This window comes from Stenotrophomonas acidaminiphila (genome assembly GCF_014109845.1).
Lineage (GTDB): Bacteria > Pseudomonadota > Gammaproteobacteria > Xanthomonadales > Xanthomonadaceae > Stenotrophomonas > Stenotrophomonas acidaminiphila.
Genome location: NZ_CP043567.1, coordinates 1,103,654 through 1,123,725 on the forward strand (window position 1 = coordinate 1,103,654; position 20,072 = coordinate 1,123,725).

Sequence of the window (20,072 nt, forward strand, 5' to 3'; positions counted from 1 at the left end):
AAACGATGAACCTGGAACTCCACTACGGCCTGCTGGGCTCGCTGGAAGCAGCCCTGATCGCGTTGGCGGTCGGTTTCGTGGTGTTCTTCCTGTGGTGGCAGGTGTGCCGTCGCACCGGCCTGTCGGCGGGCCATGCCATCGCCTGGTCATGCCTGGCCGCGGTTGCCATCGGGGCCGGCGTGGACGGCTGGAACATGTTCTACCTGGGCATGGTGCAGCTGGAGTCGCCGCTGTATGCGCGGCTGGCGCTGGCCGGTATCCACGATCCCGACCAGTTGGGCACACGGGTGGTGCTGGAAATCGCCGGTGCGCTGGTCGGCGTGGGGCTTGGATGGCGGGCGTTCAGCCCGCGCGCCGCCGCGGAAGGCGACACCCGCGGCGACTGACGCCGCCCGATCCACGCGGGCGTGCCGTGGATGGAACGCCCGAATGCATGGCTTACCTGCGGCTCACGCATCGCTAACCAGGGCGGTAGCGGCTTGCGCGCGTGCGTTGGTTAACACCGTGTCTGCGGCGGTTCCGCGGGGCGTGCGCGATTCAGCCCGGGCCTGCCAGGGTGGCGGCGTGCGGAATCACCGCGCTTTCCAGAACCGCAGGAGGAACCCCCTGATGACCATCCGCAACCGCAACCCGCTGTTCGCCCTCGTCGCCGTCGCCGGTGCCGCGCTGGCCCTGCCGGCCATGGCCCAGGACCCCAAGGCCGAGCAGGAACACCAGGCCCACGGGCAGGCGGCACAGGCCGGGCAGGCCACCGCCGCCGACGCGGCGGCCGGCGGCAATGGCCAGTCGTGGGCCAGCCTGGACACCGACGGCGACGGCAGCATCAGCCGCGCCGAATCGCAGGCCCATGCCGGGCTGGCGCAGGTGTTCGACGCCGCCGATGCCGACAACGACGGCAAGCTGACCCCGGACGAATACCGCACCTACAGCGCCTCGCAGCAGAAGTAACGCAGTGGCGGCGGTACCGCCATGTCCCCGGAGGAGCGGCCGCAGGCCGCTCCTTCCGCATGGGCCGGTTGCTATCCTGTGCCGCATGACTTCCGCATCCCACGCTTCGGCACATTCCCCCGGCATCGGCCTGGTCGGCTTCGACGGTGACGACACGCTCTGGAAGAGCGAGGACTTCTACCGCCAGGCCGAGCAGGAATTCGAGTCCGTCCTCGGCCACTACGTCGACCTGCACGATGCCGGTACCGCGCAGCACCTGCTCAAGGTGGAGCGGCGCAACCTGGCGGTGTTCGGCTACGGCGCCAAGGGCATGACCCTGTCGATGATCGAAGCGGCGATCGAGCTGACCGACGAGCGCATCTCCGCCGCGCACCTGCGCCAGATCGTCGAGATCGGCCGCCGCACCCTGCAGCACCCGGTGGAGGTGATCGACGGCGTGCGCGAGGCGGTGTCCGCCATCGCCGCGCGCTGGCCGGTGGTACTCATCACCAAGGGCGACCTGTTCCACCAGGAGCAGAAGATCGAACGCTCCGGGTTGCGCGACCTGTTCCCGCGCATCGAGATCGTCTCGGAAAAGGACCCGTCCACCTATGCCCGGGTGCTGGCCGAGTTCAACCTGCCGGCCGAGCGCTTCGTGATGGTCGGCAATTCGCTGCGCTCGGACATCGAACCGGTGCTGGCGCTCGGCGGCTGGGGCGTGCACACCCCGTACGCGATGACCTGGGCGCACGAGGCCGAGCACGGCGTGTCCAGCGACGAACCGCGCCTGCGCCTGGCCGATACCGCCTGGCAGTGGCCGCAGGCGGTGGCCGCGATCGAAGCGGCCGGGCGATGAACCGACGCGTGCGCGCGGTGCCACGGGTGGCATGGCTGCGCCGCTGCCTGCCCGCGTTGCTCGCGTGTGTTTCCGCGGTGTCCGCCTTTCCCGGGGTGGCTGTGGCGCAGGAAGCCGCGGCGGCCGCGCCTGCCTACGACCCCGGGACCGGCGACGCCTGGCTCGACCGCCAGCTGGCCGACGTCAACCGCTACGCCGAGCGCTACCCCGATGCCTTCGTCGACGAGGTGGTGCGCTATGGCGGCGCGCGCCGCGGCTACGTCCAGGCGCTGATGCAGCAGCATGGCTGGGCGGCCGGCGACGTCTGGTTCGCCTGCTTCTGGGGCCAGGCCATCGGTGCCAGCTGCCGCGAGCCGGTGCAGGCGCGCACCCGGCTCCCGGGCGAAGGCTGGAGAGCCGTGGTGGAAAGCCTGGCGGTGGCACCGGAGAACCTGCACTGGCGCGCGGTGCGCCACGCCCTGGTCGCCAGCTGCGACCATTGGGACCGGCCGGTCCGGCTGGATGCGCTGCTGCAGCGCCAGCTCGGCGACCGCGCGCGACGCGACGCGGCCGCCCGCGCACCGGACTGAGCGGCCGGGGCAGGTCACGGTGGATGCCCCGGCGGCACCGCGAAAGTAACCGATGCAATGGATGACCCCGCGGCCCCATCCGGGCGAAAATGGCGGTTTCCCCTGCCGCGCCGCGCGCCCCGCCATGACCGCCGACCGTTTCGTCTCGACCGACCACATCCGCAGCCTGTTCTCGCAGGCGATGTCGCACATGTACCGCACCGAAGTGCCGTTGTACGGCACCCTCGTGGAACTGGTCGGCGAGGTCAACGCCGGCGTACTGGACGCGCAGCCGGAGCTGGCCGCGCAGATGCAGCGCAGCGGCGAGCGCGAGCGCCTGGACGTGGAGCGCCACGGCGCGATCCGGGTCGGTACCGCGCAGGAACTGTCCACGCTGCGCCGCCTGTTCGCGGTGATGGGCATGCAGCCGGTGGGCTACTACGATCTGTCGGTGGCCGGCGTACCGGTGCACTCCACCGCGTTCCGCCCGGTCGATGGCGAATCGCTCAACCGCAATCCGTTCCGCGTGTTCACCTCGCTGCTGCGGCTGGAGCTGATCGAGGACGAGGCGCTGCGCGCGCAGGCGGCCGGGATCCTGTCGCGGCGCACGATCTTCACCCCGGGCGTGCTGCAGCTCATCGAGCAGTGCGAGCGCGATGGCGGCCTGTCCGGCGAGGACGCCTGGCGCTTCGTGGTCGAGGCGCTGGAAACCTTCCGCTGGCACAACGAGGCCACCGTGTCGCTGCAGACCTACCACGCCCTGCATGCCGCGCACCGGCTGGTGGCCGACGTGGTCAGCTTCCGCGGACCGCACATCAACCACCTGACCCCGCGCACGCTCGACATCGACGCCGCGCAGGCGGCGATGCATGCGCGTGGCCTTGCCGCCAAGGCGGTCATCGAAGGCCCGCCGCGCCGCGCGTGCCCGATCCTGCTGCGCCAGACCAGCTTCAAGGCGCTGGAGGAACTGGTGCACTTCCCGTCGGGCGAGGACAACGCCGCCGGCACCCATACCGCGCGCTTCGGCGAGATCGAACAGCGCGGCCTGGCGCTGACCCCCAAGGGCCGCGCGCTGTACGACGCGCTGCTGGCCCAGGCGCGCGACAACGGCGGCGCCGGCAGCACCGGTGGCGACTACACGCAGCGCCTGCAGGCGGCATTCGCCGGCTTCCCCGACGACCACGCCACCCTGCGCCGCGAAGGCCTGGGCTACTACCGCTACGTGCTGACCGATGCCGGCCGCGCGCTGCCGGCGGCCGAGCGCGGGTTGCCGGCCGAGGTGCTGATCGAGCGTGGCCTGGCGGTCGCCGAACCCATCGTCTACGAGGACTTCCTACCGGTCAGCGCCGCGGGCATCTTCCAGTCCAACCTGGGCGGCGAGGAGCAGCGCGCCTATGCGGCGCGCGCCAACCGCGAGGCGTTCGAGCAGGCGCTGGGGGCGACGGTGGCCGACGAATTCGCGATCTACGAGCGCCTGCAGGCGGAATCGCTGGCGCAGCTGGTGGCCTGATACACAGCGGTAAAGCCCGTGCCGGGCAAGCGCGGCACCTACAAGTCTTGGGCAAAGCCCGGCACATGCAAGGCCAGCCTGCCTCGTAGCAGCGGGGCTTGCCCCGCTGGCGGTTGCTGCTGCCGTGATTCTGCTTCTGCTTTTGACTTCCTGCGGCCGTAGAGCGAGCCGAGCACCGTAGCGGGACAGGGGAAGAGGCGCACATGTCTGAGCGAAGCGAGTTGTGCGCTGTCCCCTGGCCCGCGAGGAGCGTAGGGAACCGGTGCGGCGCAGCCGCGTCGGCTCGCGTCCCGGCCTGTGTTTCTTGGGGCCACGTTTCTTTGCACGAGCAAAGAAGAGCTCTTCAACAGCCGAATGGCTGGTCGAGGTGGCTCGCGCCCCGAAGGAGGGGCGAAAGCTCTTGATCCTGCTTCAGGCGTTGCTTCAGCTTTGGCTCTGGAAACAGCTGCCAAGGCTGAAGCTTGAAAGCAGAGCTTTCGCCCCTGCTTCGCAGGAGCGAGTTACTTCTCTTTGCTCGTGCAAAGAGAAGTAACCAAGAGAGGCGCTTTTCAACAGCCGAATGGCTGGTCAACACGCCCCAGCCTCCGCGCCCGCCGCGCTGCGCGCGCCGGGTTCACTCCGCCGCCGGGATTTTTCGACGAGACATCCATGTCTCGTCGAAAAACGACGTGCATCCATGCACGTAGCCCCCTGCGGGGGTCTTATCCGTCGGCTCCGTCGCTGCGGAAGGGGACCCGGAAATCAGAAGCGAAGAAGCGCAAGCAAATCATCGGCAACAGTCGTTGCGTGTGTCATACCACTGCCGCCAGCGACCATGGCTGTACTCACTCCTGCCGCAACGCCGCGATCGGATCCAGCTGCGCCGCCTGGCGTGCCGGGTAGACGCCGAAGGCGAGGCCGACCAGGGCGCAGAACCCGGCCGAAAGCAGCACCGGCAAGGGTGCCCACGCTACCTGCCAGCCGGCGAAGGCGGCGATCAGGTAGGCCAGTACCGCGCCGAACAGCAGGCCCAGCAGCGCACCCGCGATGCAGATCACGCTGGCCTCGCGCAGGAACTGCGCGACGACATCGTTGCGGCGTGCGCCCAGGGCGCGCAGCAGGCCGATCTCGCGCCGCCGTTCCAGCACGTTGGCGAGCATGATGTTCATGATGCCGATGCCGCCGACCAGCAGGCTGACGCCGGCGATGGCGCCCATCACCACCTGGAAGATGCGTTGCGTCTTCTGGTGTTGCTGGAACAGTTGCTGCGGCACCACCAGCTGGTAGTCGGCGACGCCGGCATGGCGCTGGTCGAGCACGGCCGACAGCACGCCGGCCCCGGCGGCCAGTTTGTCGGGCGTGTCCAGGCGCAGCAGGAAGCGGTCGATGGGGTCTTCGCGCGGCTGGAAGCGGAAACGTGCCTGCGCACTGGCCAGCGGCACGAACACGCGGTTGCTCTCCGAGCCCAGCTGCACGCCCTCGAAATCGCGCTTGCCCAGGTCGCGGTCGGCGAGCACGCCCACCACCTCCAGCCACACATGGTTGACCTTGAGCAGCTGCCCGACCGGATCGCGGCCGGGGAACAGGCTGGCCGCGGCCTGGTGCCCGAGTACCGCCACCGATGCCAGGGCGGCATCGTCCCCGGCGGTGAGCGCACGTCCTTTTGCCAGCTGCAGCGAGGACAGCTCGAACCAGTCCGGGCTCACCCCGCTGGCCTGGGCATCGCTGCCGGCATGGTCGCTGAACACCGAGTACGTGCGGATGCGCTTCTCGGCCGCAAAGCGCTCCGCGCCGGGCACGACCTGCAGTGCCGCCTGCGCGTCGGAAAGGGTGAGCCCCAGGCTGCGGGCGCGGTTCTCGCGCAGCGTGGCGTCGTCCTGCGGACGTGCCTCGGCGATCAGGTTGTGCAGGCCCAGTCCCTCGACCAGCTTCAATGCCTCGCGCCGGCTGCCTTCGCCAACCGCCTGCATGGCCACGATCGCGCCCACGCCGAAAATCAGGCCGAGCAGGGTGAGCAGGGTGCGCAGGCGCCGCCGCCACAGTTCCTCGACCGCCTCGCGCCACACCTGTGGCAGTTCCGGAAGCCTGGGCTTCATTCCGTATCCTTCTGCATGGCACCGGCCTTGTCGTCGTCGCCCGGTTCTTCGCCCGGGGACGGTGCTGGCCCCCCGGCCGAAAGCAGTACCTCCTCACCGGGCTGCAGGCCCTTGAGCACCCTCGACCGCGCGGTGCCGCGCACGCCCAGCTCGATCTCGCGGCGGACGAAATCACGGCCTTCGCGTACCCGCACCCACTGCTTGCCGTCCTGCTGCTCGATGGCGACATTGGCCACGCCGATGGCATCGGCCTCGCGCGCCAGCACGATCCTGGCCACGAACCGCTGCCCGGGGACCAGGCCATGCCGCGCGATCACCTCCGCGGGCACGGGCGCGCGCACCGACAGGTACTTCACCGGGCTCTCGCGCCCCCGCGTCTTGGCCGCGCTGGCGACCCATGACAGCTGGCTGGTGAAGTGCTGGTCGGGCCGGCCGAGCGGATGCAGCTCGACGCTGTTGCCGGTGGCCACGCCCTGTGCCTCGATCTGCGGCAGGTCGATCTGGACCTCCATCGCCGAGGTGTCGGGGAGGCTGCCGAACTCGGTGCCGGCGTACATCGCCGCGCCGACCGTCGGCTTGTCGCCCGACCAGTTGGGCGTCAGCAGCAGCACGCCGTCGTTGGGTGCGCGCAGTTCCAGCGCGTCGAGGTCGGCCCGCCGATCTCTGGCGGTGAGGTCGAAGGTGGCGCGCTGCGCGTCCAGCACCGCCAGCTCGGCGCCGCCGCGGGTGCCTGCCTGCGCGCGACGCCATTGCAGCGTGTCCTGCTTCTCGCCCAGATAGCGGCTGTCCTCGATCGCGTCGAGCACGTCATTGCGCGCCAGGGCCGAGAAATCGGCACCGGCGTAGCGCTGCGCGATGCCAAGCTGGACCGCGACCTGCGCCAGGTCCACCGAGACCCGGCCCCGGGTCGCTTCCAGGTCGCCCTCCTTCGACATCCGGGCCAGCGCATTGCGCTGCAGGTCGAGCATGGCCTGGTCGAGCTGCTGCCTGCCGTCGGGGGCGATGAAGCGGGCCAGCAGGTCGCCCTTCTTCACCACGCTGCCTTCGGGCAGCATCCATTCGACCTGGCGCGAGGCCCAGTTGCGGCCCGGGACGTTCAGCGGCATCGGTTTGCTCGAACGCAGTTCACCTTCGCCGTCGACGCTGAGCAGCAGTTCGCCCGCGGACACGATCTCCGATGCCGGCGGCACGGCGTCGGCCGCGCACCCGGACAGGGCCAGCGCGAGTGGCAGCAGCAGCCATGGACGCGGGGTCATGCGCCGGCCTCCTTCGCCAAAGCGGGCACGGCCAGTTCGACGCGCACGGCCTGGCCGGGACGCAGCCGCGTGGCGGCGCCGTCGAACTGGATCACCACGTCGACCACCGGGATCGGCTGCACCTGCGACTTGCTGCGCACCGCGCGGCCGATGCTGGCGACGCGCCCGTGGTGCGTGCTGCCACCGCCGCCTTCGACCACGATCCGCGCCGATGTCCCCACCGATACGCGCAGCAGGTCGCGCTCGGGCAGTTGCGCGCGCACGGCCAGCGCCGACGCATCCGGGATCTCGGCCACGGTCTGGCCCAGCCACGCCTGCGAACCGACATCGAATTTCTCGCCGTTCCAGCTGCTCTTGTGCGCCATCACGCCGTCACGCGGCGCAGTCACGGTCATCCGTGCCACCGACGCCTGCAGTCGCGCGACATCGGCCTGCAACTGGGCAAGCTCGGAATCGACCAGGCGCCGTTCCTGCCGGCGCTGTTCCGCCGCCAGCAGTTCGCGCCGCTGCACCAGCGCCATGCGCTGTTCGGCCCGGCGTCGCTCTTCCACGAGCTTGTCGTACTGCATCGCGGCGATCAGTTCGCGCGGCTGTTCGGTCTTGCGCTGCGCTTTCTCCAGCGCGGCGCGCGCTTCGGCGGTGGAAAGCCGCTCGGTGCGCTCGCGTTCGGCCAGGTCGAGCAGCAGCTTCTCGCGCTCGCGCTGCTTTTCCTGCAGCTTGCTCTGCTTCTCGCCAAGGTCGCGCTGCAGTTGGCTGCTGTCGAATGCGAGTACCGGCTGGCCCTTGCGGACCGGTGAGCCGTCGGGGGCGAGCTGGGTGATCTTGAACTGCCACATGCGGTCCACGGACGGCGACATCAGCTGCGCCGACTGCTGGGCGTAGACCTCGCCATCGACACGCAGCGTGCCGCCGCCGGCGGCCGGGGCGGCAAGCGCCACGCCGAGCAGGGCCGTCAGGCACAGGCGTGCGAACGGTCGGTTCATCGTGGCGCTCCCCCGCGGGTGGCGTGCGCATCGGCGATCACGCGCACGCTCATGCCCGGCAGCAGCGGCAGTTTTCCCGGGTCGAACGCGATGTCCACCGGGAAATACAGTCCGTTGCCCCACTCGGGCCGGCGCTCGGGCGCGCCACCGATGGCGGTGATGCGCCCCGCCACGTCGGCGCCGGGCACGGCATCGAACCCGAGTCGTACCGCCTGTCCGATCCGCAGCGCCTGGCGATCGGGCTGCAGGGCCCAGGCGCGGACCGCGAACCGGCTGGTCGTGGCGATCACCTCGCCGGCGCGGCTGCCCGGCATCGTCGAGGACCCCTCGTCGATGCGGCCGCCGATCCAGTTGTTGTTGAAACCGTGCACGACGATGCCGTCGCGGTCGGCGCGGACTTCGGCGTTGCGCACCAGCACGGCGTGGTAGTCGCGCTGGACCTCCAGCTTGCGGATCTCGAGCCGGTTGTCCTCGCGGCGCCGGCGTACCGCCTCGCGCGCCTCGGACAGCAGGCGCTGCTGCAGCGCCACCTCGCGCGTGGTGCTGTCCAGTTCGCCCTGGTAGCGATCATGGTCGAGATCGGAGACGAGCCCCTTGGGAATCCGCGCGTCGATCCTGGCGGTGCCGAGCTTGGCCTGCGCGTCGACCAGGGCCAGTTCGGCCTCGACCGTCTTGACCTCCAGTTCGGCGATCTCCTTGTTGCCCTTGGCGCTGAGCTGCTCGATCTGCGACTCGAGGTCGGGAATCATCGCCGCCGACTGGCCCGGGTCCAGGCGCAGGACGACCTCGCCCTTCTTCACCGGCTCTCCTTCCGGCACGAAATAGCGGATCACCACCGGCGAACTGTTCGACTGCGGGGTGAAGATGGCCTGGCCGTCGATCGAACGCACCTCGCCGGTCAGCACCACCCGTGCCGCCACCGGCGCGATCATGGCCAGGCACAGCGCGGCCAGCGCCGCCCGTTCAGTGCAGCGCCGAATCATGCTCGATTCTGCCGTCGTGCAGCCGTACGCGGCGTGGCGCGCGCGCGGCGATGTCGTTGTCATGGGTCACCAGCACCACGGTCTGGCCATCGCGGTGCACCTCGTCGATCAGCGCCAGCACGTCGGCCGCGCTCCGCGAGTCCAGGTTGCCGGTGGGTTCGTCGGCCAGCAGCAGGGCCGGCTGCAACAACAGGGCGCGGGCGATGGCGGCGCGCTGCATCTGCCCTCCGGAAAGCTCGCCGGGGCGGTGGTGGCGGCGGTCGGCCAGCCCGACCCGTTCCAGCAGCGCGTCCGCGCGTTCCTGCACCCCGGCGGGCGGCTGGCGGTTGAAGCGCAATGGCAGCAGCACGTTCTCGCGCACGGTCAGCCGCGGCAGCAGGTGGAAGCTCTGGAAAACGAAGCCGATGCGGCGGTTGCGGATGTCGCTGCTGGCCTCGTCGTCGAGCGTGGCCACGTCGCGGCCCTCGATGAGGTAATGGCCGCTGGTGGGGTGGTCGAGGCAGCCAAGGATGTTGAGCAGGCTGGATTTACCCGAGCCCGACTGGCCGGTAATGGCCACGAACTCGCCTGCGCCGATCCCCAGGCTCACATCCTCCAGCGCGCGCACGGTCTGGCCGCTCATGGCGTAGTGCCGGTGTACGTTGCGCAGCTCTATCACGGTCCGGTCATCCTGACTGCCCCTGTGGTCCTGCAGCCGATGCTAGCCGAAGAGGTGGCGGCAAGGCCATGGCGCGGCGCCTGGATCGAGGCACGCGGCGGGTGTCGATGGTCCGGCTTGCCTGCCGGTCGGCCGCCAGCACGATCATGCGGAAATTGTGCGGTTGCTCGTGGTCCTGCCCTGTTCCTGCTTGCGTTCCATCCATGCGCAGCGCGCGCCGGGCAGTGCCGCGGGACAGGGGCGAGGAGGCGCACCTGCCTGCGCGAAGCGGATCGTGCGCCGTCGCCTTGGCACCCGGGGCGCAGGGGCCGGCGGGCGCCGCCCGACGGATCATGGCCTTGCCCGTACCCGACCTGGCTGCTTCTCTTTGCACGAACAAAGAGAAGCAGCCAGGACAGGTGCTTTGCAACAGCCGAATGGCTGGTCGACACGCCCCTGCCTCCGTGCCCACGGCACCGCATGCCACGGGTCCACTGCGCCGCCGGCATTTTTCGACGCGACCCAGCTGCGATGCAGCTGCGGCCGGGGCAGTCGCCCCACGGCGTCAGCCCGCTCACCGGGGCGAAGCAGTGTTTCACCTGTTTCCGGTTCGCGCCTGTCCCGTCGAAGAACGACGCGCATCCCTGCATGTCGCCCTTCGGGCTTTTTCCCGCCGGCGCCGTCGCTGCGGAAGGGGTCAGGAAGTCAAAAGCAGAGGAACAACGGCAATGGCAACGGCAACGGCAGCGGCAACGCGCCGCGATGGGAGTTGCCGTGATGTCATGCAATGCCCGGCAGAGACCGTCCCGGCTACGCTCCAGCGGAACGCAGCCGCGTGCGGGAGACGATCAGGCCCGCGCGATCCGCCGCTGCCTTCTGCGCTCGCGGCGGCGCGCACGCCAGCCGCGCCAGTGCTGCTGCAGGCAGGAGAAGATCACGTACAGCGCCGGGGTGCTGAGCAGGGTCAGGCTCTGCGAGATCAGCAGGCCGCCGATCATCGCGATGCCCAGCGGGCGGCGCAGTTCCGAGCCTTCGCCCAGGCCGATCGCCAGCGGCAGCGCCGCCAGGATCGCCACCATCGTGGTCATCATGATCGGGCGGAAGCGCACGATGCTGGCTTCGCGCACCGCTTCGGCCGGCGACATGCCGTGTTCGCGCTGCGCCACCAGGGCGAAGTCGATCATCATGATCGCGTTCTTCTTGACGATGCCGATCAGCAGTACCAGGGCGATGGTCGAGATCACCGACAGGTCGGTGCTGGTCACCCACAGCGCCAGCAGCGCGCCCATGCCGGCAGCCGGCAGGGTGGACAGGATCGTGACCGGGTGCACCAGGTTCTCGTACAGCATGCCCAGCACGATGTAGACCGTGGCGATGGCGGCGATGATCAGCATCAGCATCGCGGCCGGGTCCAGCGCCTGGCGGAAACCACCGGGTTCGGCCTGGCGGATGTCGCCGGGCATGCGCAGGCCGTCGATGGCGGCCTTGACGATGGCATCGCCCTCGCCGCTGCTGACGCCGGGCGCCAGGTTGTAGCTCAGGTCCATCACCGTGTACTGGTTCTGGTGGGTCACCTGCGATGGTGCCAGCCCGGGTTCCTGGTGGGCGAAGGCGGTGAGCGGGATCATCTGGCCGCTGCTGGAGGCCACGTACACGTCGTCGATCGCCGCCGGACTGCCGGTCTGTTCCGGCAGCGCGTTCACCACCACGCCGTACTGGTTGAGGTCGGCATAGATGGTGGAGATCTGGCGTTGGCCGAAGGCGCCGTACAGGGCACCGTCGATGGCGCCGATGCTCACGCCCAGGCGCGAGGCCTTCTCGCGGTCGATGACGATCTTCTGCATCAGCCCGCCCTTGTCCACGTCCGAGCCGACGTCGCGCAGCTTCGGGTTCTGCTTCAGCACCTCGACCAGCTTCGGCAGCCATTCGGCCAGCTGCGCGGCATCGTTGCCCTGCAGGGTGACGCGGTTCTGCGCGCCCTGGCCACCCCCGCCGCCGCCGTCGGAAGGCAGGTCCTGGATGGCGCGCAGGCGCACGTCCAGGTCCGGGAACTGCGCCGCCTTGGCGCTGAGCCGGGCCACCACCAGGCTGGTCGGTTCGCGCCGCCCCTCGGCCATCGTCCTGAGCTCGATGTTGAACTGCGCGCTGCTGCCCTGGCGGCTGGAACCCAGCCGCGAGCCGACCATCTTCACCGCCGGGTCGGCCAGGAACATGTCGCTCAGGCGCCGCTGGCGCTGGCTCATCTCGTTGAAGGACACCGTGGCGCTGGAGCTGGCGCGGCCCCAGATCAGGCCGGTGTCCTGCTCGGGGAAGTTGCCCTTGCCGACCGCGCCGGCCAGGTAGAACGTGGCCACGATCAGCAGCAGCGGGGTGAGCGCCAGCAGCAGCGCATGGCGCAGCGAGAAATCCAGCGCCACCGTGTACAGCTTCAGCATGCCGCCGTGCACGCGGTCGAGCAGGCGGTGGCTGCGCGACTCGCGCACGTGCGCCTCGTGCGGCTGCAGGAAGCGCGCGCACAGCGCCGGGGTCAGGGTCAGCGACACCAGTGCCGACACCATGATCGCCGCCACCAGGGTCAGGGTGAACTCGCGGAAGAACGCGCCGAGCATGCCCTGGGCGAAGATGATCGGCAGGAACACCGCCACCAGCGAGGCGGTGATCGAGACGATGGTGAAGCCGATTTCGCGCGCGCCGGCCATCGCCGCCTGCATGCGCGGCATGCCGGCGTCCAGGTGGCGCATGATGTTCTCGATCACCACGATGGCGTCGTCGACGACGAAGCCGATGGCGATGACCAGCGCCAGCAGGGTCAGGTTGTTGAGGGTGAAGCCCAGTACCATCATCACCACCGCCGCGCCGGCCAGCGACAGCGGCACGGTGACCGCGGCGATCAGCGTCGGCGCCAGCCGGCGCAGGAACAGCGCCATGGTCAGCACCACCATCGCCAGGCTGATCATCAGGGTGATCTGCACCTCGGCCAGCGACGCGCGGATGGTCGGGGTGCGATCGAAGTAGGGGGTGAGCGTGGTGCCGGCATCGAGATGGCTGGACAGTGCCGGCATCTCCGCCTTGACCCGGTCCACGGTCGCCACCAGGTTGGCGCCGCTGCGCAGGTACACGTACATCAGCACGCCGCGCCTGCCGTTGAACCAGGCCGCCTGGAACGCGTCCTGCTGGCCGTCGTAGACGGTGGCGATGTCCTTCAGCCGCACCACCGCGCCGTCGTGGCTGGCGATGGCGATGTTGGCGAAATCGGCCGCCTTGCGCACCTGGTCGTTGAGGACGATGGCGGTCTGGCTGCGGCCGTCGTCGAGGAAGCCCAGCGGCGAGGCCACGTTGGCCGCGCGCATGGCGTTGCGCAGGTCGTCCGGGCTCAGCCCCAGCGCGTTCATCGCGCGCAGGTTGAGGTCCACCCGCACCGCCGGGGTGGAGGCGCCGGCGATGTCCACCTGCGATACCCCCGGCAGCTGCCGCAGGCGTTGCGCCAGCAGCGAGTCGGCCAGGTTGTAGAGCTGCGCGACCGACTGCGTGTCCGAGGTCAGCGACAGCGCGATCACCGGGTCGTCGTTGGGGTTGGCCTTCTGGTAGGTGGGCGTGTTGATGCCGGCCGGCAGGTCGGCCATGGCGGCATTGATCGCCGCCTGCACGTCCTGCGCCGCCGCGTCGATGTCGCGGCTGGTGTCGAACATCAGGAACACCATGCTGCGGCCGTCGCTGCTGCTCGAGCGCATGGTGCCGATGCCCGGCACCTGGCCGAGGTGGCGCTCCAGCGGCGCGGTGACGGTGGCGGCCATGGTGTCGGCGTCGGCGCCGATGTTGCTGGCCTGCACGAAGATCACCGGGATCGACAGGTTCGGCAGCGCCGCGACGCCCAGCCGCAGGTAGCACAGCAGCCCGGCGAAGAACAGGCCGATGGCCAGCAGGCTGATGCCGATCGGGCGCTTGATGAAGGGCGCGGAGATGTTCATGCCGTGCGCTTGCCGGCGGCCTGCAGGCGTGCGGCGGCGCGCCGCTCGCGGCGCCGCGCGGCCCACTCGGAGAACCGCTCGAAGTACAGGTAGATCACCGGCGTGGTGTAAAGCGTGACCAGCTGCGAGAGCAGCAGGCCGCCGACGATGGCCACGCCCAGCGGGCGCCGCAGTTCAGAGCCGATGCCGGTGCCCAGCGCCAGCGGCAGCGCGCCGAGCATGGCCGCGGCGGTGGTCATCATGATCGGGCGGAAGCGCAGCAGGCAGGCGCGGCGGATCGAGTCGAACGCGTTCATGCCGGTACGCTGCGCGTCCAGCGCGAAGTCGATCATCATGATCGCGTTCTTCTTGACGATGCCGATCAGCAGCACGATGCCGACGATGCCGTCCACCGACAGGCTCATCCCGCACAGGTACAACGCCAGCAGCGCGCCGACACCGGCCGGGGGCAGGGTGGAGATGATGGTCAACGGATGGATCCAGCTCTCGTAGAGCACGCCCAGCACGATGTAGATCACCGCGATGGCGGCCAGCAGCAGCAACACCACGTCGGTCTGGCTGCTGGAGAACTCGGCGGCGGTGCCGACGAACTGCGCCTGCATCTGCGACGGCAGCTGCAGCGCGGCCACGGCCTTGTTGATCGCCGCCACGCCTTCGGACAGCGAGTAGCCCGGGGCCAGGTTGAACGAGATCGTCGCCGACGGCAGCTGCTGCTGGTGGCTGACGATCAGCGGCGCGGTCCCCGGGGTCGCGGTGGCGATGGCCGACAGCGGGATGCTGCCACCGGCGCCCAGCGCGATGCCGGTGTTGCTGTTGCCGATGCCGGTGGCGGTGGAGGAGTTGCTGGAGCTGACCTGGCCCAGGGTGGTGGCGTTGCTGCCGGTGAGCGCGCCGCTGCCGTTGCTGCCGATCGCCAGCTGGTTCATCAGCGCGTCGGCGGTGCGGAACTCCGGCGCCACCTCCAGCACCACCCGGTACTGGTTGAGCTGGGTGAAGATGGTGGAGATCTGGCGCTGGCCGTAGGCGTCGTACAGGGTGTCGTCGATGGTCTGCATCGGCACGCCGTAGCGGCTGGCCTTGTCGCGGTCCACCTCCACGTGCAGGGCGCGGCCGTGGTCGGCCAGGTTGTTGTCGACGTCGGCCAGCTCCGGCAGGCGGCGCAGCGCGTCGGTGACGCGCGCGGCCTGCTCGGCCAGCTCCCGGCTGTCCATGTCCGACAGCGAGAACTGGTAGGCGGTGGCGGCCACGCGCGTGTCCAGGGTCACGTCCTGCACCGGCTTGAGGTACAGCGCGACGCCGGGGATGTGCGCGGCGGCGGCCTGCAGCCGCGGCAGGATCGTGTCCAGGCTGGCGCGCTCGCCGCGATCCTTGAGCACGATGTTCAGCTGGCCCTGGTTGAGCGTGGGGTTCATCGAGCCGGCGCCGATGTAGGCGGCCACGCCGGTGACCGCCGCGTCCTGGCGCAACGCCTCGGCCACGGCCCGGGTGCGCTGCTGCATCTGCTCGAAGGCCACGTTCTGGTCGGCGATCACCACGCCGGTGATCATGCCGGTGTCCTGGTCGGGCAGCAGGCCCTTGGGGATGGCGATGTACAGCAGCACGGTCAGCACCACCGAGCCCAGGGCGATGCCCAGGGTCATGCGCTGGTGGCGCAGCACCCAGTCCAGGCTGGATTCGTACAGGTGCACCAGCCGCGACCACGCCGTGACCTTGCCCTGCGCGGCGGCGCGCTCGTGGGCATCGTCGCCCTCGGGCAGCGCGTCCGGCTTGAGCAGGTAGGCGCACATCATCGGGGTGAGCGTCAGCGAGATCAGCATCGAGATCGCCACCGCGATCGACAGCACCCAGGCGAACTCGTGGAACAGGCGGCCGGTGACGCCCGGCATCAGGATCAGCGGCAGGAACACGGCGATCAGCGACACCGTCAGCGACAGCACGGTGAAGCCGATCTCCTTCGCGCCGGTCTCGGCGGCATCCTGGCCGTCCTTGCCCTGCTCGATGTAGCGCACGATGTTCTCGATCATCACGATCGCGTCGTCGACCACGAAGCCGGTGGCCACGGTCAGCGCCATCAGCGACAGGTTGTCCAGCGACATGCCGGCGAAGGCCATCACCCCGAAGGTGCCCAGCAGCGACAGCGGCACCGCCACCGACGGGATCACCGTGGCCCACAGCCGGCGCAGGAACACGAAGATCACCGCCACCACCAGGCAGATGGTGAGCACCAGGGTGAACTGCACATCGTGCACCGAGGCGCGGATGGTGACGGTGCGGTCGGAGAACACGTCCAGCTTCACGTCCGCCGGCAGCATGCCCTGCAGGCCGGGGAGGATCTGGCGGATGTTCTGCACGGTCTTGACGATGTTGGCACCGGGCTGGCGCCGCACTTCCAGCAGCACCGCCGGCTTGCCGTCGGCCCAGGCCGCGATCTGGTCGTTCTCCACCCCGTCGACCACGCTGGCCACGTCGCGCAGCCGTACCGGCGCGCCGTTGCGGTAGCGCACGATGATGTCGTTGTAGTCGGCCGCGTCGCTGAGCTGGTCGTTGGTGGACAGCGTGTAGCTCTGGGTCTTGCCGTTGAGCGAGCCCTTGGGTGCGTTGACGTTGGCCTGGGTCAGCGCGCTGCGCAGGTCTTCCAGGGTCATGCCCATGTTGGCCAGCTGCGCCGGGTTGGCCTGGATGCGCACGGCCGGGCGCACGTTGCCGGCGATCGACACCAGGCCGACGCCGTCCACCTGCGAAAGGCGCTGGGCCAGCACCGAATCGGCCAGGTCGTTGACCTCGCGCAGCGGGCGCGTGTCCGAGGCCAGCTTCAGGGTCAGGATCGGCGCATCGGCCGGGTTCACCCTGTTGTAGACCGGCTGGTACGGCAGCGAGCCGGGCAGGGTGGCCTGGCGGATCGCCGCCTGCACGTCCTGCGCGGCGGTGTCGATGTCGCGCTCCATCGAGAACTGCAGCACGATGCTGGACAGGCCGGCCGAGGAGTCGGAGGTCATCAGGTCCAGGCCGGAAATCTGGCCCAGCTGCCGTTCCAGCGGCGTGGTCACCAGCGAGGCCATGGTCTGCGCACTGGCGCCGGGGTACTGCGTGGTGACCACCAGGCTGGGCGCCTCGATCTCGGGCAGGGCCGAAACCGGCAGGCGCTGGTAGCCGAGGATGCCGAGCAGCATCAGCCCGACCATCAGCAGCGAGGTGGCGATGGGGCGGCGGATGAAGAGAGTCGAGAAGCCCACGGTCGATTCCTGTGGTGAGAGTGTGCGCGGTGCGGGGCGGTCAGGACCTGCCCACGCTCCCGCCGCGCGCGTCGCGTGGCCCGCGCGGGGTGCTCACGCATGCGTACATGCCCGGTGCCTGCACCGGTGTATCGCGCGCCAGCGGCCGTGGCGCGCGCGCGGCCTCAGCGCGGGCCACGACCGCCCCGGCCGCCGCCGCCGCCGCGCTTCTCGCTGGCGGCCTTCAACTGCGCCTCGGTCGGCTCCGGCGGTGCCTGGCCCGGTTGCAGCGGAATGACCTTGACGCCTTCCTTGAGCCGGAACTGGCCTTCGGTGACCACCTTGTCGCCCGGCTGCAGGCCCTTGCTGATGACCACGTGGCTGTCGTCGACCTGGCCGCCCTGCACCACGTCGCGCAGGGTGACGGTGTCGTCCGGCTTGACCAGGTAGACGAAATCGCCGGTGCTGCTGCGCTGCACGGCCTCGGCCGGCACCACTACCGCGCCGGGCAGCTCGTCGAGCTTCATGCGCACGTTGACGAACTGGCCCGGCCACAGCGCCTGGTCGGCGTTGGGGAACTCGGCGCGCAGGCGGAAGGTGCCGCTGGTGGCGCTGATCTGGTTGTCCACCACCTGCAGCTTGCCGTCGGCGTTGACCACGCTGCCGCCGGCGCGGTCCAGCGTCGCCGCTTCCAGTGGCCCCTTGGCCTGCGCCGCGCGCACCGCGTCCAACTGCTGTTCGGGCAGGTTGAACAGCACGTGGATCGGCTGCAGCTGGGTGAGGGTGACGATCGCCGTGCCGGCGCTGACGACGTTGCCCGGGTCGACCGCGCGGATGCCGGCCACGCCGTCGATGGGCGAGACGATGCGGGTGTAGCCCAGCTGCACCCTGCTCTGGTTGGCCGTGGCCTGGGCGGCGGCCACGGCCGCCTGGTACTGGGCCACCTGGTTGCGCAGGGTGGTCAGGTCGGTCTGCGCCACGTACTGGCGGTAGGCCTCGGAATTGGAACGCTCGTAGTTGGACTGGGCGGTGGCCAGCAGGGCCTGGTTCTGGCGCTGGCTGGCGAGGGCCTGGTCGTACTGGGCCTGGAAGGTGCGCGGGTCGATCCGCGCCAGCAGGTCGCCCTTCTTCACCGCCTGGCCTTCCTTGAAGTCGACGCTGAGCAGCTCGCCGCCGACCTGCGGGCTGACCGTGACCGTGTTGTAGGCGGCCACCGTGCCCTGCGCGGTGACATACACCGGCACGTTCCTGCGCTCGGCCGCCACCACGGTGACCGGCACCGGGTCGCGCGCCCTGTCGCCGCCGCCCCGGCCGCCGCCCGCCGCCTGTGCCGGGTCCCCGGCCTGCTTGCCGCCTCCCATCATCCGGTAGCCGATTCCCGCCACCAGCAGGACGGCGATGACGAGCAGCACGATCTTCCAGAAACGCGACATGCAGAAAACTCCCGAGGAACCGATGGGCGAAGGGGCGGGCACAACGGCGCAGAGCATAACGCCGGGCCATGACAGCGGCTGCATGACCGATGGGCCACGCGCTCTGACCGGCATGGGGGGTGAACGGTTCCGCGCGGCGTCGGTTGACACTCGTCGCCCCGGTTCGTTTGCCCTACATTCACCTCTCGATTGCCGACGAGGAATGCCTGGATGATCCGCAAGACCGTTCTGTTGACCGCGCTGTCGTGCGCCCTGGCCCCCGCGGCCGCGCTGGCCGCCGACGCCCAGCGCCCGGAGGTCGAGGCCGCCGCCGCGCGCCTGCAGCGCCAGGTGGTGGAGTGGCGCCGCGGCTTCCACCAGCATCCGGAGCTGTCCAACCGCGAGGCGCGCACTGCCGCCAAGGTCGCCGAGCGCCTGCGCGCGATGGGCCTGCAGCCGAAGACCGGGGTGGCCGTGCACGGCGTGGTGGCGGTCATCAAGGGCGGCCTGCCGGGCCCGAAAATCGCCCTGCGCGCGGACATGGACGCGTTGCCGGTGACCGAGCAGACCGGGCTGCCGTTCGCGTCCACCGCCACCGCCGAGTACCGCGGCGAGAAGGTCGGGGTGATGCACGCCTGCGGCCACGATGCCCACACCGCCACCCTGCTCGGGGTGGCCGATGCGCTGATGGCGATGCGCGACAAGCTGCCGGGCGAGGTGATGCTGATCTTCCAGCCGGCCGAGGAGGGCGCGCCGCCGCCGGAGCAGGGCGGCGCCGAGCTGATGCTCAAGGAAGGGCTGTTCAAGGACTTCAAGCCGGAGGCGGTGTTCGGCCTGCATGTGTTCTCCAGCGTCCAGGCCGGGCAGATCGCCGTGCGCGGGGGCCCGCTGATGGCCGCCTCCGACCGCTTCTCCATCACCGTCAACGGCCGCCAGACCCATGGCTCGGCGCCATGGAACGGTATCGACCCGATCGTCGCCGCCTCCGACCTGATCGGGACCGCGCAGACCATCGTCAGCCGCCGCGCCAACCTGTCCAGGCAGCCGGCGGTGCTGACCTTCGGCGCGATCAAGGGCGGCATCCGCTACAACATCATCCCCGACGCGGTGGAGATGGTCGGCACCATCCGCACCTTCGATCCGGACATGCGCCGGCAGATCTTCGCCGACCTGCGCAGCGTCGCCGAGCACACCGCCGCCGCGCATGGCGCCACCGCCACCACCGACATCTACGAGAAGGACGGCAACCCGGCCACGGTCAACGACCCGGCGCTGACCGCGCGCATGCTGCCCAGCCTGCAGGCCGTCGTCGGCAAGGACAACGTCTACGAGCCGCCGCTGCAGATGGGCTCGGAGGACTTCTCGCTGTATGCGCAGCAGGTGCCGGCGATGTTCTTCTTCGTCGGCTCCACCGGCGCCGGCATCGACCCGGCCACCGCGCCCAGCAACCACTCGCCGAAGTTCCTGCTCGACGAGACGGCGCTGGACGTGGGGCTGCGCGCGCTGCTGCAGGTGTCGCTGGATTACCTGCACGGCGCCGCCGGCTGAGCCCCGGCCGGCCTCGCCCGGACTGTCGACGGCGTGCGCGGCCGGCTCGCCGCGCCGCCGTCCTGGCGGGCGGCCACTGACGGCGGCCCGCGGCCGCCACTCCAGGTTGCGGCGGCCGGCATGGCCCGCCGACGCCTGCGGAGGGGCGCCGGTGCCG

Annotated in this window: 14 protein-coding genes; 6 read left to right on the forward strand and 8 right to left on the reverse strand. The window is 70.2% G+C overall.

All coding sequences use genetic code 11. The features are described 5' to 3' along the window. Positions 1-5 precede the first annotated feature (5 nt). From F0P95_RS05070 to hglS, 5 genes are all read left to right on the forward strand, one after another. Entirely contained in the window at positions 6-386 is a 381-nt protein-coding gene (locus tag F0P95_RS05070; RefSeq protein ID WP_182335926.1) for a hypothetical protein, read from the forward strand. 223 nt (positions 387-609) lie between these two features. Beyond that, the gene (locus F0P95_RS05075) at positions 610-948 is read left to right on the forward strand and encodes an EF-hand domain-containing protein (protein WP_182335927.1); all 339 of its coding nucleotides are present in this window, start codon (positions 610-612) and stop codon (positions 946-948) included. A gap of 85 nt (positions 949-1,033) precedes the next feature. Next, positions 1,034-1,783: an HAD family hydrolase gene (locus F0P95_RS05080; RefSeq protein ID WP_182335928.1), complete on the forward strand. Its 750-nt coding sequence runs from the start codon at positions 1,034-1,036 to the stop codon at positions 1,781-1,783. Beyond that, complete coding sequence (locus F0P95_RS05085; RefSeq protein ID WP_232528788.1) at positions 1,780-2,352, forward strand: hypothetical protein; 573 nt, start codon at positions 1,780-1,782, stop codon at positions 2,350-2,352. Before F0P95_RS05080 ends, F0P95_RS05085 begins: the two co-directional genes overlap by 4 nt. 124 nt (positions 2,353-2,476) lie before the next feature. Further along, complete coding sequence (gene hglS, locus F0P95_RS05090; RefSeq protein WP_182335929.1) at positions 2,477-3,841, forward strand: 2-oxoadipate dioxygenase/decarboxylase HglS; 1,365 nt, start codon at positions 2,477-2,479, stop codon at positions 3,839-3,841. An 824-nt stretch (positions 3,842-4,665) separates the two neighbouring features. On the opposite strand, the gene F0P95_RS05095 is transcribed toward hglS, so the two are convergent. From F0P95_RS05095 to F0P95_RS05130, 8 genes are all read right to left on the reverse strand, one after another. Continuing rightward, positions 4,666-5,916, reverse strand: coding sequence for an ABC transporter permease (locus F0P95_RS05095; RefSeq protein WP_182335930.1), 1,251 nt, complete (start codon positions 5,914-5,916; stop codon positions 4,666-4,668). Beyond that, positions 5,913-7,172 carry an efflux RND transporter periplasmic adaptor subunit gene (locus F0P95_RS05100; protein WP_182335931.1) on the reverse strand — a complete coding sequence of 420 codons (1,260 nt, stop codon included), beginning with the start codon at positions 7,170-7,172 and terminating at the stop codon, positions 5,913-5,915. The genes F0P95_RS05095 and F0P95_RS05100 overlap by 4 nt, the downstream gene beginning before the upstream one ends. After that, positions 7,169-8,155: an HlyD family secretion protein gene (locus F0P95_RS05105; protein WP_182335932.1), complete on the reverse strand. Its 987-nt coding sequence runs from the start codon at positions 8,153-8,155 to the stop codon at positions 7,169-7,171. The genes F0P95_RS05100 and F0P95_RS05105 overlap by 4 nt, the downstream gene beginning before the upstream one ends. Further along, positions 8,152-9,138, reverse strand: a complete 987-nt coding sequence (locus F0P95_RS05110) for an HlyD family secretion protein (protein WP_182335933.1) — start codon at positions 9,136-9,138, stop codon at positions 8,152-8,154. The genes F0P95_RS05105 and F0P95_RS05110 overlap by 4 nt, the downstream gene beginning before the upstream one ends. Continuing rightward, a complete protein-coding gene (locus tag F0P95_RS05115) occupies positions 9,119-9,760 on the reverse strand; it encodes an ABC transporter ATP-binding protein (RefSeq protein WP_198422022.1) in 642 nt (213 codons plus the stop codon). The genes F0P95_RS05110 and F0P95_RS05115 overlap by 20 nt, the downstream gene beginning before the upstream one ends. An 863-nt stretch (positions 9,761-10,623) precedes the next feature. Continuing rightward, on the reverse strand, positions 10,624-13,743 hold the full coding sequence (locus tag F0P95_RS05120) for an efflux RND transporter permease subunit (RefSeq protein ID WP_182335935.1): 3,120 nt from the start codon (positions 13,741-13,743) through the stop codon (positions 10,624-10,626). Continuing rightward, positions 13,740-16,976 carry an efflux RND transporter permease subunit gene (locus tag F0P95_RS05125; protein WP_182335936.1) on the reverse strand — a complete coding sequence of 1,079 codons (3,237 nt, stop codon included), beginning with the start codon at positions 16,974-16,976 and terminating at the stop codon, positions 13,740-13,742. Before F0P95_RS05125 ends, F0P95_RS05120 begins: the two co-directional genes overlap by 4 nt. A 164-nt stretch (positions 16,977-17,140) precedes the next feature. After that, on the reverse strand, positions 17,141-18,388 hold the full coding sequence (locus F0P95_RS05130; RefSeq protein ID WP_182335937.1) for an efflux RND transporter periplasmic adaptor subunit: 1,248 nt from the start codon (positions 18,386-18,388) through the stop codon (positions 17,141-17,143). Positions 18,389-18,601: 213 nt separating this feature from the next. Between F0P95_RS05130 and F0P95_RS05135 the strand changes: the two genes are divergently transcribed. Further along, positions 18,602-19,915, forward strand: coding sequence for an amidohydrolase (locus F0P95_RS05135; RefSeq protein ID WP_425515928.1), 1,314 nt, complete (start codon positions 18,602-18,604; stop codon positions 19,913-19,915). Positions 19,916-20,072: the final 157 nt, after the last annotated feature.